The sequence below is a fragment of the Staphylococcus sp. GDY8P196P genome (genome assembly GCF_017891705.1).
Lineage (GTDB): Bacteria > Bacillota > Bacilli > Staphylococcales > Staphylococcaceae > Staphylococcus > Staphylococcus ureilyticus.
The window spans coordinates 264,083-277,602 of the sequence record NZ_JAESJS010000021.1 but is presented as its reverse complement, the minus strand read 5'-3'; the positions used below and the strand labels follow the sequence as shown (position 1 = coordinate 277,602).

The window sequence follows — 13,520 nt, the reverse complement described above, 5'->3', positions numbered from 1 at the left end:
TGGGAAGTGGTTCTTTATCATTTCTTAAACTTTTCATTCAATGCTTTTTCAACATGTTCTGGTACAAAATCGGATACATTAGCCTTGTATGCAGCCACTTCTTTCACTACACTGGAACTAATAAAGGAATAATTTGTACTTGTCATCATGTACATCGTTTCTACATTACTATTTAACTTTTTGTTCATTGAAGTCAATCTCAATTCATATTCAAAATCGCTTACAGCTCTCAAACCTCTAATAATTGTTTGCGCACCAATTTCATCACAAAAATCTACAAGTAATCCATTAAAATGATGTACTGTAACATTATCAAGGTGTTTTACAGATGCTTCTATTAACTCAATGCGCTCATCGACTGAAAAAGTGCCCGACTTGTTGTTATTTTTCAAAACACAAATGTGCAATTCATCAAAGCGATCGGCACTCCTATCAATGATGTCAATATGACCATATGTAATTGGATCAAAACTTCCTGGAATCACTGCTTTAGTTGTAGACATTTTAATCTCCTTTTTCTAATAACAAAGTGTCTGTTAATCCATAGTGATATCTTTTAATCACATGAAATGATTTTGTATCAATCTCTTCTTTATGATTGAACTCACAAACGATAATACCATTTTCTTTTAATAAATTAAACTTTATAATTCCGTCTAACGCTTCATCAATTAATCCCTTATCATAAGGTGGGTCTAAAAATATAACATCAAATTGTATTTCTCTTTTTGAAAGTGCTTTAAGTGCTCTATCTGCATTATTTTTATAAACTTCCGCTTGTTCATCAATGTTTAAATGTTGAAGGTTCGCTTTGATAATTTTTATTGCTTTGAAATTTTGATCTACAAAAATCACTTTTTCCATCCCTCGAGACAATGCTTCAATACCCAAGGCACCACTTCCGGCAAATAAATCTAACCCAATGCCTGATACTTCGTGTAGACTGTTAAAAATTCCTTCCTTAACTTTGTCCATCGTAGGCCGAGTGTTACGACCTTCCATACTTTCTAGTGGTTTACTTTTATGGATTCCAGAAATCACTCTCATTGAGAAACACTTCCATTCTTTAAGTTATTTTTATATAATACATACTGCATGAAAGGAGGGGCAAAATGAAACAAGCCTTTATACAATTGGGCGAAGGCCTTACAGACTTATTTGAATTTACAACGCTCATTGAATACAATCACGCACGAATCGAGCATATCGTTTACTTCCACACCCCTACTTTTGATAAACAATTATCTTCAGTGGCTATTATTATGAAACCTACCCAAGGTCAACATTTTCAGGCGATGTACATTATGGTAAATGCAGTTAAATATCCATATCCATATTCGAATAAAAAATTCAATTTAATTAACGAACAAGCAGCACGTTTCAACATTGATGTGAAAGAAATTGATGTGCAACCACCCGAGCATTTTCATTCCAACAGTATTTATTTCAATTATTTAATCAGTGTATTGAGACTTCAACGGTGGATACCACCATTACAATAGTCGTAAATAAAACAAAGTCACGTAGTTATATTTAAAGCTAATGTGACTTTGTTTATTAATAAAAAATATTTAAATTTAATACAATCACGAAAATTCATGTTGTTCTTTTGGATACTCCTTTTTAAGATATTTATAAGGAGAACCTGCTATATGTTTTACATATTTTAAGCTCATCAGTTTGTCTACAATAGTGTCAGCCTCTTCTTCATTTATATACATAATAACATAACGTTGTAACTTATTCGTACTGACTATATGTCCAAATTTTCTAATTTGGCGTTCGTGTTTCATATGTTTTAAATATATAACTAAACTTGTTCTAGATACAATATTCATACTATCATCACTCCATTTATTAGCCACTTTATAATATCATGCCTAATTCGATTAATAAATAACAATTATTTTGAACAATAGCTAACATTTGCTATATTACTGTATATACTCAAATCAAGGAGGATTTGCGCATGACAACAATAAACAAATTAATAAAAGGTGCATTTTTAGGTACGGTTGGTTTAGTAGGTAGTGTTATTTTCTTTTCTAAATATAAAGCTAAACCTACGAACCAAGAAGTTCCAGCTTTTTTCTCTAAGCCTGCACCGTACATTTTCGCACATCGTGGTGGTATGGCAGTAAAACCTGAGCTAACAAAACTCGCATTTGACAATGCTTTATCACATCACGTAGACGGATTCGAAATTGACGTGAGATTGACTAAAGATCAACAATTAGTGGTTTTTCATGATGCAGATGTTGATCGTACAACAAATGGCTCTGGAAAAGTAGCAACACATACTTTAACTGAATTAAAACAGCTAGACGCAGGTTATCATTTCAAGGATTTAAACGGCTCAACACCTTATCGTAATCATCCTGACGCTAAAATACTGACTTTTGATGAATTATTAACATTATATCCTAACACACTGATAAATGTTGATCTTAAAGATGATTCACAAAGTAATCAAGGTAAATTAGCACCTAAAATAATTTACGATATCATTGTTAAAAACCACGCGCAAAATCGAGTTTTAGTTACTAGTTTTCAAAGCGATCAAATTAATTTGTTCAAAAAAGAAAGCAACCATACAATAGCGATTGGCGCAAGCCAAAATGAAGTGGCAGAAGGCTTCTTAAAATTCAAATCAGGTTTAGGTAACACGTTTAAACCACAAGCTCATACATTTCAAATGCCAGTGAATTTTAATGGTATTAAATTGACTTCTCCTAGATTTATTCAGTGGTTAAATGAACGTAACATCGTTCCAGGCTTTTATGGCATTAACAATTTAGATTTAATGAATGATTTAGTTAAAACTGGGGTGCATACGTTAGTCACTGATAGACCTGATTTAGCAGAACGTTTTAAAAACACCTATCGAAATAAATAATTATACAAAAGCTGGGTCACTACAAGTGCCCAGCTTTTATATGAATTAACACTACAGCGTTGATTTGCTATAAAGAACAGCTACAAGAACCACCTGTAGCACAACCACTTGCATCTTTTTGGAAAAATGGATTGCCAGTTTCTATCTTTACATTTTCAGATACAGCATAAGCTATTTTTACGATAACCTCATCTATTAAGTTTTGTAATGCAACCTCTTTTTGTTTGTAATCCATAACTACAGGTAGCATTTCATAAGCACGTTTACGTTTACGTGTTTCTAACATCACTTTTTGGTAATCTGGATGATATTTACCAAATCTCATGATTTCATCATATTGTTCTTTTGATTTTAAAAAGGCTTGATAGAGTAAATGTGCTTCATCGTTTTCTTGTAAATTTTGTTCTGCTTTTTTAAATGAATGATATAATCGTGAATCAAGTATTTTATCACTTAAATGCTCAATATCATCAAGAATATTCACCGTTTCTTCTGTTATCATAATAATCTCTCCTACTTATCTTCAATGAAAATAATTGTATAATATCCGTTTGACACTTCGCCGCCAACTTCATTGTATTTAGAATTTAACATCCTTGATCTATGAATATCAGAGTTTAACCAACTGTGGATTAAAGTTGGTACTTCGTTAAAATCATAACCCACATTTTGACTAGTGGAAACAAAAGAAATATTTTGTTCATTCAGCTTTTGTTTTAATGCATCTTCTGTGAATTCTACACTGTCAGTATCAATAGCTTCGTATAAATTGTATGATGCGATATGAGCTACGTCATTGTTGATTTTTAAAGGTTTTGCATCTTTTAATTTACGCATTTCATTAGTTATTTCATAAAGTGTCATCAATTGATTTGCATTCTGTTCATATGGTATTTTTTTATAATTATTTTTCACCTTTTTATCTTCTTGTGCAGTTATCATTTGATAAGGTTTAAATGCCATTAATGCTTCACTATCTAAATATCTTACACCTACGATTTCGTTAGCTTGTTGATCAATATATATTTGTGCATAAACATCATTAAATTTAATTAATGTCTGTGTTTTCATATCTGAATCAGAAAGTTCTATTTCATACGTTTTGCCATTAGCTTTAATCGTCGGTTCCGGATTGATACTGTACTTTTCGAAAACATGAGATGCATTGTCACCAATTTCTACCGGATTAGCGTTAGCATTTTTACCAGTGGCATACACAGATTTAATCTTATTTTTTTTAGTTGTTACAAGATAATATTGATCTTTTTGTTTAAAGACGTAGTTTTTAAAACCACCTTTATATGCATACACTCTATCAGCTTGTCCATAATTTTCAGTTAAATTATGTAAATCTTGTCCAATCCAAGTACCCACACCTTTTTTAAGCTTTGGATTTTCAACATTTGTTTTTGTGTTTCGAAAATCTTTATTTTGTGTTGTTTTTGACGTATCTTTATTAGGATTTTCTAAAACATCGAATTTCAAACGCGGTGAGTAAAATAAATAAATTATAAAACAAATCAATACTAATACACCAATAACTTTAATTATCAGTTTCTTCATCGCTCATCCACCTACATTATTCTTTGGTTCATTGTACATGTTTATAACAGATACAAGCAAGGCATGTCCTCAAATTTATTGATTTGTAATCATCCCTTTACATTTTCATCATAGATTATCTTAACACGACTTAATAGACAATAAAATTTTGGGTATAAAATAAATAAAGGGGTGACAAAAATGTCAATCATTCGTATTCACGGTGCGAAACAAAATAATTTGAAAGATATTTCCGTAGATATACCAAAACATAAAATTTCTGTATTCACTGGTCGTTCTGGTTCAGGTAAGTCATCATTAGTCTTCAATACAATTGCTGCCGAATCTGAACGTTTACTTAACGAAACATATTCTACATATATACAAAACCAATTAAAACAATATAGTAAACCAAACGTAGACTTAATAGAACACTTACCCGTAGCTATGATTATCAATCAAAAAAGATTAGGGGGAAATTCACGTTCAACTGTAGGTACAATTTCTGATATATATGCTTCAGTCCGTTTATTATGGTCACGTATCGGTACACCATTTGTAGGATATTCTGATATCTTTTCTTTTAATAACCCAAAAGGTATGTGCGAAACATGCTCTGGCCTTGGATACATAGAAGATATTAACTTAGAAGAGTTATTAGATTTTGAAAAATCTTTAAATGAAGATGCAATCCGTTTCCCTTCTTTCAGACCGGATAGTTGGCGTGGTAAACGTTATTTATATTCAGGTTTATTTGATAATGACAAGAAATTAAAGCATTATACTAAAGAAGAATTGGATACTTTGTTATACACGAAACCTACCAAATTGAAAAATCCTCCTGAAAACTGGCCAAAAACTGCAAAATTCGAAGGGCTGATCCATCGATTCAGACGTTCATTTTTATTAAATGATAATTTCGAAAAAAATAAATTCAAAAATGATATTGAAAGAGTTGTGACGTCACAAAAATGTCCGACATGTGATGGCAAGAGATTAAATCAAAATGTATTAAAATCTAAAATTAACGGCTTAGATATTGCTGATTTCACACACTTATCTATTGATGATGCGATGCATTTCATAAAAAAACTAGAATCTAGTAAAGCACAATTTATAATTAACCCTTTGCTAAAGCAATTAGAATCTCTTAGTTATATCGGTCTTAACTATCTTACTTTGGATCGTGAAACGAAGACCCTGTCAGGTGGAGAGTCTCAACGTATTAAACTTATCAGACATCTAAATAGTCCTTTAAGTGACCTAGTTTATATCATTGATGAACCGAGTGTCGGGCTACATCCTGAGGATATTCAAAAAATAAATGAAATTATTCAATCGCTTAAAAACAAAGGTAACACAGTTCTAGTTGTAGAGCATGACCCTGACGTTATCAAAATCGCTGATCACATCATAGATTTAGGACCTTATGCCGGAAAAAATGGCGGTGAAATTATTTTCACTGGTAGTTATTCTAGTCTGTTATCATCAAATTCTAGTACTGGACAAGCACTAAAGAAAAAACACAAATTAAAATCAAAAGTAAGACCAACTCATGCGTTTATTAACTTAAACCATATGACGCAAAACAATTTAAAGGATATTTCAGCGCGTATTCCTAAACATGTAATGACTGTGGTAACCGGTGTAGCTGGATCTGGCAAGAGCACACTTATACACGGGGGCTTAAAAAATAATACTGATGCTATTATTATTGATCAAAAACCGGTGCACGCTTCAAGTCGTTCTCATTTATTAACATATCTTGATATATTTGAAGACGTCCGTAACTATTTCAGTAATCATACAGGCTTAAAGAAATCATTATTCAGTTACAACTCTGAAGGCGCTTGTCCTGAGTGTCATGGCAAAGGCGTGTTAAAAACTGAGCTTGCGTTTATGCCAGACTTCACTCAAATTTGTAATGTATGTGGTGGTAAAAGATATAAACCTGAAGTATTAAGTGCAACGATTGCAGGCTATTCAATAGCAGATATATTAAACTTAACGGTGGATGAAGCGTTAGATTTCTTCCATACAAATAGGTCTATTGCAGAACCTTTACAATCATTGAAGGCAACTGGCTTAAATTATATGAGTTTAGGTCAAACACTTGATACACTTTCTGGTGGTGAAATACAACGTGTTAAACTCAGCAAGTATTTAACACACACTGTAAGCGGCCATATCTTTGTATTTGATGAGCCTACCACTGGTTTACATGAAGATGATATACCAATTATTTTAGCTAGTTTTGATAATTTAATTGAGCAAGGGAACACTGTGGTAATCATTGAACATAATTTAACAATGATGACGCATGCGGATTGGATTATAGATATTGGTCCATATGCTGGAAATAAAGGTGGCAAATTACTATATCAAGGGAAACCGGATGGTCTATTAACAAACACTGCTTCTGTTACAGCAAAACACTTAAATAGATATTTATCTTAGGTTAAGATGCTTCTACACTTAATTCATATTTCCACATTTTTATTAATATAAAATAAATCCAAATGTATCTGTAACCTTTAGATAAAAAATAACCTGCGACACAAAAGTGTCGCAGGTTATTTTTAGATATAATCAATATTTTAGCTAGATTAGTCTCTCGCATCCTTAGCTAAGTATATTTATAAAACCGAAAGTTGCTTTCAATAATGATGTCGTTTCTCCGCCTGGATATAATACATAGAGTAGTACATAAACCATCACGCCTGTGATAGCAGTACAAAACCAAACAATTGATGCAATTGGTCCTACAAATCTGTGAAGTTTAAACTTGTCTTTGAACGCAGTGATAATTTGGAAAAGTCCCAATAACCCACCAATGGTAGCTAAATTGATATGAAAAATTAAGAATATTGTATAATAAATCTTAATTGATTCTGGACCGCCAAAAGCAGTATTACCAATAAATATCGTTCTCGAAGCATAAATAATAAAAAATGTTAGCGCAAATACGGCAGCAAGTAACATAAATTTTTTATGACTTTCGATTTCTCTTTTCCATATTTTACGCCATCCGATTGCAATAAGGATTGCGCTTATCACTATACATGTTGTGCTAATTGTAGGTAAGATTGGTAAATTCATAAATTCCATCCTTATTAATATTTATTAGAACATTTTAATTAATGAAACAACAACAACGAGTACGAAGAAAACTACTAAATAGTTTAAAGAATAAACAAACATTTTTGTTGCCCATTTTGTTTGATCTGAATCTTTTTTAAAACTAGTTAAACCTAAATATAACCAGCCTAAGTTTAATAACGTAGCTAATACTATAAACGTTGTACCAAGATCACTCAATAATAATGGCAATGGTAATAACAATATTAGCCATATAAACATACTCACTCTCGTGCGTTTGAAACCTTTAACAGAAGGTAACATCGGAATATTTGCCAAGCTATATTCATCTTTACGTTTTATTGCCAATGCATAAAAATGTACTGGTTGCCAACAAAATATTACTAAGAATAGCGCTACAGCAATTATACTAATATTGCTCTCGATAGCTGTCCAACCTATTAACGGTGGTACAGCACCAGGAAAACTCCCAATTACTGTATTCCAAACTGTATGACGTTTAGACCAAATTGAATAAAATGACACATAGCCAACGATACCTAACAATCCAATTACACCGGATGGTATATTTAAAGCAAATAATAATGCTTCCCCTACGAGCATCATTCCAAAACTAAGTAATAATAAATTTCTATTTGAAATTTTTCCATTAACTGAAGGTCTTTGCTGTTTACTTGGCATGATACTGTCAATATCTTGATCATAGTAATTATTTAAAGCGCATGCGCCCCCCATAATTAATGTCGAACCTACCAACATCATTAAAATCTGTGGTATTGACGAGAGGAAGGAATGATTTGCCAACACAATTGCAAGCCATGAACCGGCAAACGCTGGAATTAAATTGCCCTGTACTAGTCCCATCTTAATAATTTGTTGTAACTCTTTAAACGTTACACGACTAGAATTATGCGACAAAGTTTGTTCTTTGTTCATAATTTCCCTCCTAAATTTTCCATATAATACAATGATATATCAATTTAAGGTCATTGACTACATTTATACAAAGTTATTTGTGACACTTTATCGACATTCACAAATAGTCATTTTTGTGACACAATTAGAAGTGTATTTCTTGTTATAATAATAATTAAGTTTTATTTAAAAATAAAGAAGTAAATGTAAAGAGTCTTTGGTTTACAGTATAATGGTTGTTATCATTTGAGCTGAACCATTACTCATATTCTGTTTTATTTATTTGTGGGGGGTTAATTCTTGTTTAACAAAAAAAACCTGAAATGGTTATCTGTATTGGCAGCGATAATAATGGCATTTGTACAGCTAGGAGGTGCCCTAGTTACTAAAACTGGTTCAGCTGATGGTTGTGGCTCTGACTGGCCGTTATGTCATGGTGCTTTTTTACCTCAAAATTTGCCTATACAAACAATTATTGAATTAAGTCATCGTGCAGTATCAGGTCTATCTTTAATTCTTGTTTTATGGCTAGTGATAGTTGCTTGGAAACATATTGGTTATATCAAAGAAGTTAAACCATTATGCATGATTAGTATTGGTTTCTTATTATTACAAGCACTTGTTGGTGCAGCAGCAGTCATGTGGCAACAAAACGATTATGTTTTAGCGTTACATTTTGGTATTTCATTAATTTCATTTTCTTCAGTATTTGTTTTAGCGTTAATTATCTTTGAAGTAGACCGTAAATACGAAGCTGATGAATTATTTATTCGTAAACCACTTAGAATCTACACATGGATTATGGCAGTCATTGTATATTTAACGATTTATACTGGAGCTTTAGTTAGACATAAAGAAGCAAGTTTAGCTTATGGTCAATGGCCGCTTCCATTTAATGATTTAATACCTCATAACGTACAAGATTGGGTGAACTTCACTCACAGAGGTATGGCTTTAATCGCTTTTATTTGGATTTTAATTACGTTTATACACGCAATTAATAATTACAAAGAAAATCGAACAATTCGTTTTGGTTATACCGCTGCATTTATTTTAATAATTTTACAAGTGATTACAGGTGCTTTATCTATTATTACTGAAGTGAATTTATTAATTGCTTTATTGCACGCACTATTCATAACAATATTGTTTGGTTTAATTGCTTACTTTATTGTATTGATGCTAAGAACGATAAGAAGTGGCGGATAATCTACTTTAATTAACTTACAAAAATGCTGGGATACGTTAACCGTATCCCAGCATTTTTTAGTTTAATCTTCTTGCTCTTTTTCAATTTCTATTAATAAATCTCCTGTTTCAATCGCATCACCATTTTGTACTGTCACTTTTCTTACGACACCATCAAATGGTGCTTGAATAGTTGTTTCCATCTTCATAGCTTCAGTAATCAATAATGCTTGCCCACTCGTCACAGATTCACCTTCTGTAATTTTAACTTCTGTAACTGATCCTGGCATTTGTGCACCAATATGATTTGGATTCAGTTTATCCGCTTTGGGTTTAACGCTGGCATTGGCTTTCACATTTTCATCTTGTATAAAGATACGTCTAGCCTGACCATTCATATCATAAAATATCGTACGTACGCCTTTTTCATCAGGTTCTGTAATCGTTTTAAGTGTAATAATTAATCGCTTACCTGTATCAATCTCAATTTCTACAGTTTCATTTGCTCTCATGCCAAAGAAAAATGTTGGCGTATCTAGAAGTGATACATTGCCATATTGTTCTTGTGTCGAAATAAATTGTTCATAGACTTTAGGATATAACACATAACTGATTACATCTTGCTCAGTGACTTCTTTTTGTTGTTTTTCCTCTAATTCTTGTCTCACTGTTTCAAAATCGACTGGCTCTAAGTATTCTCCTGGTCGTTCAGTTAATGGTGTTTGACCTTTCAATATCACTTTTTGAAGGTCTTTATTGAATCCATTTACCGGCTGACCAATTTCTCCTTTAAAGAATGATACGACAGATTCAGGGAAATCTAATTTATATCCATCTTTTATTATCGTTTGTTCATCTAAATCATTTTGAACCATGTATAAAGCCATATCACCAACAACTTTTGATGAAGGTGTTACTTTAACAATATCACCGAATAAGAAATTAACACGTTTATACATATCTTTCACTTCATTAAATCTATTGCCTAAGCCTAAACTTTTCGCTTGTTGACGTAAATTCGAATATTGTCCACCTGGCATTTCATGTTGATAAATTTCTGTGTTAGGTGACTTAATATCACTTTCGAAATCGCTATAGTATTGACGTACAGTACCCCAATAATGTGATAATTCTTCCATACCATCAATATCTGCACGCATGCTTCTACCGAAACCATTCAGTGCATAATACAACGAATTACCACTAGGTTGACTGGTTAAACCACTCATAGATGCAACTGCTGTGTCAATGACATCTACACCTGCATCTATAGCTTCTTTATAAGTTAATAGCCCATTTCCGCTTGTATCATGTGTGTGTAAATGAATTGGTAAATTGACCGCTGCTTTTAATTCACCGATTAATTCATACGCAGCTTTTGGTTTTAATAAACCGGCCATATCTTTAATTGCTAAAATGTGGAATCCTTCTGATTCAAGTGTTTTCGCCATATTTATATAGTAATCTAATGTGTAAATATCAGAACGATTACTATTTAAGAAATCACCTGTATAGCAAATAGCGCCCTCTGAAATCTTACCTGCTTCTTGAACGGCTTCATTTGCCACTTTCATTTGATCTATCCAATTTAATGAATCAAATATGCGGAAGACATCTATACCTGCATCAGCACTTTCTTTCACAAATTTTTTAATGACATTATCTGGATAGTTTTTATAGCCAACAGCGTTAGATGCACGTAAAAGCATTTGGAATAAAACGTTTGGAATAGCTTTTCTTAATCTTTCAAGTCTTTCCCACGGATTTTCTTTTAAGAAGTTGTAAGCAACATCAAATGTTGCGCCGCCCCACATTTCTAATGAAAAACTATCTTTCATTACTTCTGCTGTTTTAGAAGCAATATTCATCATATCTTTAGTTCGTACGCGTGTGGCCAACAATGACTGATGTGCGTCTCTGAACGTTGTATCTGTAATTAATACATCTTCTTGCTGTTTTAACCATTCCGCAACTGCTTGTGGCCCTTTATGATCTAATAACTGCTTTGTACCTTCAAATTTTTCGACAACCTTTTTTGGAACCTGAGGAATTGGCGACGTTTCATAAATCGGTTTCGGCCTTTTTTCTACGTTAGGAAAACCATTGATAGATACATTACCTATATATTCTAATGTCTTTGTTCCTCTATCTAATGTAGGTTCAATATCAAATAACTCAGGTGTACTTTCGATAAACTTAGTCGTGTAATCTCCGGTCTTGAATTGAGTATTTCTCATTACATTAATTAAAAATGGCACATTAGTTTTCACGCCACGAATGCGCATTTCTTGTAATGAACGGTCCATTTTTTCATTTGCTTGTTTAAACGTCATACCATGTGTAGATAATTTTACAAGTAATGAATCATAATATGGTGAAATCTCGGCACCTTGGAAACCATCACCAGCGTCAAGTCTGACACCAAAGCCACCACTTGAGCGATAAGCAATAATTCTACCAGTATCTGGCATAAAGTCATTTGTTGGATCTTCCGTTGTAATACGACATTGAATCGCATAGCCTAATGTTTGAATATCTTTTTGTTGTGGCATGCCTATTTCATCATCAAATAGTTTTTCACCATCTGCTACAAGAATTTGAGTTTTAACAATATCTACACCTGTTACCATCTCAGAAATTGTATGCTCAACTTGTACACGAGGGTTAACTTCTATGAAATAGAAATCGTCTCCAGATACTAAAAATTCAACTGTACCAGCATTTACATATTCAATATTTTCCATTAATTGAATCGCAGCATCACATATACGCTCTCTTAAATCATCAGTAAGTGCAACAGATGGCGCAACTTCAACAACTTTCTGATGTCGTCTTTGGACAGAACAATCACGTTCATATAAATGAACGATGTTTCCATGTTCATCACCAATGACTTGTACTTCAATGTGTTTTGGATTATCTATATATTTTTCAATATAAACCTCACTATTACCAAAAGATTTCTCTGCTTCAGATTTTGCTCTGTGAAATGCTTCTTCCAATTCATCTTCTGAACGCACAATACGCATACCCTTACCGCCGCCACCGCTTGTAGCTTTAATCATCAATGGGTAGCCGGCTTCATTTGCAAAAGCAATTGCATCGGATTGATTATCAATTGGTCCATCTGTACCTGGAATAACTCTTAAATCAGCATTTATAGCTGTCGTTCTTGCCTTAACTTTATCCCCAAACATGTCTAGATGTTCGACACGTGGGCCGATAAACTTTATCCCCTCTTCTTGACAGCGTTTAGCAAAAGTTTCATTTTCACTTAAAAATCCATAACCAGGATGAATTGCGTCCACTCCTGCACGTTTCGCAACATCTAAAATGCGCTCTATATCCAAATATGATTCTGCTGGTCCTAAATCTTTCCCAACTAAATATGACTCATCAGCTTTATATCTATGTAAAGACCCTTTATCTTCGTTTGAATAAATCGCAACTGTTTTAATATTCAATTCTGTTGCAGCCCTAAAAATCCTTATTGCTATCTCTCCACGATTGGCTACCATAAGTTTATTAATTTGTTTCAAATCATGGTCCCCCTTAAATTTTGAATTTTCTAAAAAGTTGAATATAAAATTGATTATAGCAAAATACGAACTATGTATACAGTAAAATAGTTTTCACATTATTTAAAATTACAATAAAACCATTACTTTTATTTTAAATATAAGACTAACTATTTTATTGTAATTAACACTGAAAAAATGGATACCTATCGTATTTAAGAGAGATTATATCACAAAAACAACATAATATAAAGTTATCATTATTAATAACTTAAAATTATCAAAAGAGTTAAACTTATTAACTTTTTCAAAAGTAGCTTGTACAGATAAAAAAATAAGCAAACGTTTCCAACATTTGCATG

12 protein-coding genes are annotated in these 13,520 nt (G+C 32.6%); 4 read left to right on the top strand and 8 right to left on the bottom strand.

The features are described from left to right. Nucleotides 1-17: 17 nt before the first annotated feature. Complete coding sequence (coaD, locus tag KA814_RS12915; protein ID WP_019469279.1) at nucleotides 18-503, bottom strand: pantetheine-phosphate adenylyltransferase; 486 nt, start codon at nucleotides 501-503, stop codon at nucleotides 18-20. Between the two features lies 1 nt (nucleotide 504). Further along, nucleotides 505-1,047 (bottom strand): 16S rRNA (guanine(966)-N(2))-methyltransferase RsmD, encoded by a 543-nt coding sequence (gene rsmD / locus KA814_RS12910; protein WP_046207846.1) that lies wholly within the window; start codon nucleotides 1,045-1,047, stop codon nucleotides 505-507. Between the two features lie 65 nt (nucleotides 1,048-1,112). Here rsmD and KA814_RS12905 point away from each other — a divergent pair, with 65 nt between their 5' ends. Next, nucleotides 1,113-1,502, top strand: a complete 390-nt coding sequence (locus KA814_RS12905; RefSeq protein ID WP_064209090.1) for a DUF7147 family protein — start codon at nucleotides 1,113-1,115, stop codon at nucleotides 1,500-1,502. Nucleotides 1,503-1,586: 84 nt separating this feature from the next. Here the strand turns inward: KA814_RS12905 and KA814_RS12900 are convergent, their stop codons facing one another. Further along, a complete protein-coding gene (locus tag KA814_RS12900) occupies nucleotides 1,587-1,838 on the bottom strand; it encodes a YlbG family protein (RefSeq protein WP_064209091.1) in 252 nt (83 codons plus the stop codon). Nucleotides 1,839-1,969: 131 nt separating this feature from the next. On the opposite strand from KA814_RS12900, the gene KA814_RS12895 reads away from it, so the two are divergent. Further along, nucleotides 1,970-2,896 carry a glycerophosphodiester phosphodiesterase family protein gene (locus KA814_RS12895; RefSeq protein WP_064209092.1) on the top strand — a complete coding sequence of 309 codons (927 nt, stop codon included), beginning with the start codon at nucleotides 1,970-1,972 and terminating at the stop codon, nucleotides 2,894-2,896. Between the two features lie 67 nt (nucleotides 2,897-2,963). Here KA814_RS12895 and KA814_RS12890 read toward each other — a convergent pair whose 3' ends face one another. Together KA814_RS12890 and KA814_RS12885 are read right to left on the bottom strand one after the other, a co-directional pair. Next, nucleotides 2,964-3,398 (bottom strand): YlbF/YmcA family competence regulator, encoded by a 435-nt coding sequence (locus tag KA814_RS12890; RefSeq protein WP_046207850.1) that lies wholly within the window; start codon nucleotides 3,396-3,398, stop codon nucleotides 2,964-2,966. A gap of 11 nt (nucleotides 3,399-3,409) precedes the next feature. Next, entirely contained in the window at nucleotides 3,410-4,459 is a 1,050-nt protein-coding gene (locus tag KA814_RS12885) for a CAP-associated domain-containing protein (protein ID WP_046207851.1), read from the bottom strand. 180 nt (nucleotides 4,460-4,639) lie between these two features. Here KA814_RS12885 and KA814_RS12880 point away from each other — a divergent pair, with 180 nt between their 5' ends. Then, complete coding sequence (locus KA814_RS12880; RefSeq protein WP_064209093.1) at nucleotides 4,640-6,895, top strand: ATP-binding cassette domain-containing protein; 2,256 nt, start codon at nucleotides 4,640-4,642, stop codon at nucleotides 6,893-6,895. A gap of 165 nt (nucleotides 6,896-7,060) precedes the next feature. Here KA814_RS12880 and KA814_RS12875 read toward each other — a convergent pair whose 3' ends face one another. Continuing rightward, nucleotides 7,061-7,537: a DUF420 domain-containing protein gene (locus KA814_RS12875; protein WP_046207853.1), complete on the bottom strand. Its 477-nt coding sequence runs from the start codon at nucleotides 7,535-7,537 to the stop codon at nucleotides 7,061-7,063. A 24-nt stretch (nucleotides 7,538-7,561) separates the two neighbouring features. After that, nucleotides 7,562-8,473, bottom strand: coding sequence for a heme o synthase (gene cyoE / locus KA814_RS12870; protein ID WP_064209094.1), 912 nt, complete (start codon nucleotides 8,471-8,473; stop codon nucleotides 7,562-7,564). A gap of 279 nt (nucleotides 8,474-8,752) precedes the next feature. Between cyoE and KA814_RS12865 the strand changes: the two genes are divergently transcribed. Beyond that, nucleotides 8,753-9,661 carry a COX15/CtaA family protein gene (locus tag KA814_RS12865; protein WP_046207855.1) on the top strand — a complete coding sequence of 303 codons (909 nt, stop codon included), beginning with the start codon at nucleotides 8,753-8,755 and terminating at the stop codon, nucleotides 9,659-9,661. 62 nt (nucleotides 9,662-9,723) lie between these two features. Here KA814_RS12865 and KA814_RS12860 read toward each other — a convergent pair whose 3' ends face one another. Continuing rightward, the gene (locus KA814_RS12860; protein ID WP_046207856.1) at nucleotides 9,724-13,179 is read right to left on the bottom strand and encodes a pyruvate carboxylase; all 3,456 of its coding nucleotides are present in this window, start codon (nucleotides 13,177-13,179) and stop codon (nucleotides 9,724-9,726) included. Nucleotides 13,180-13,520 lie beyond the last annotated feature (341 nt).

What these genes read in the sequence shown, in the direction of transcription:
- KA814_RS12905 (WP_064209090.1), top strand. Translation starts at nt 1,113, where the DNA reads ATGAAACAAGCCTTTATACAATTGGGCGAAGGCCTTACAGACTTATTT.
- KA814_RS12900 (WP_064209091.1), bottom strand. Translation starts at nt 1,838, where the DNA reads ATGAATATTGTATCTAGAACAAGTTTAGTTATATATTTAAAACATATG.
- KA814_RS12880 (WP_064209093.1), top strand. Translation starts at nt 4,640, where the DNA reads ATGTCAATCATTCGTATTCACGGTGCGAAACAAAATAATTTGAAAGAT.
- cyoE (WP_064209094.1), bottom strand. Translation starts at nt 8,473, where the DNA reads ATGAACAAAGAACAAACTTTGTCGCATAATTCTAGTCGTGTAACGTTT.
- KA814_RS12875 (WP_046207853.1), bottom strand. Translation starts at nt 7,537, where the DNA reads ATGAATTTACCAATCTTACCTACAATTAGCACAACATGTATAGTGATA.
- rsmD (WP_046207846.1), bottom strand. Translation starts at nt 1,047, where the DNA reads ATGAGAGTGATTTCTGGAATCCATAAAAGTAAACCACTAGAAAGTATG.
- KA814_RS12885 (WP_046207851.1), bottom strand. Translation starts at nt 4,459, where the DNA reads ATGAAGAAACTGATAATTAAAGTTATTGGTGTATTAGTATTGATTTGT.
- KA814_RS12895 (WP_064209092.1), top strand. Translation starts at nt 1,970, where the DNA reads ATGACAACAATAAACAAATTAATAAAAGGTGCATTTTTAGGTACGGTT.
- KA814_RS12890 (WP_046207850.1), bottom strand. Translation starts at nt 3,398, where the DNA reads ATGATAACAGAAGAAACGGTGAATATTCTTGATGATATTGAGCATTTA.
- coaD (WP_019469279.1), bottom strand. Translation starts at nt 503, where the DNA reads ATGTCTACAACTAAAGCAGTGATTCCAGGAAGTTTTGATCCAATTACA.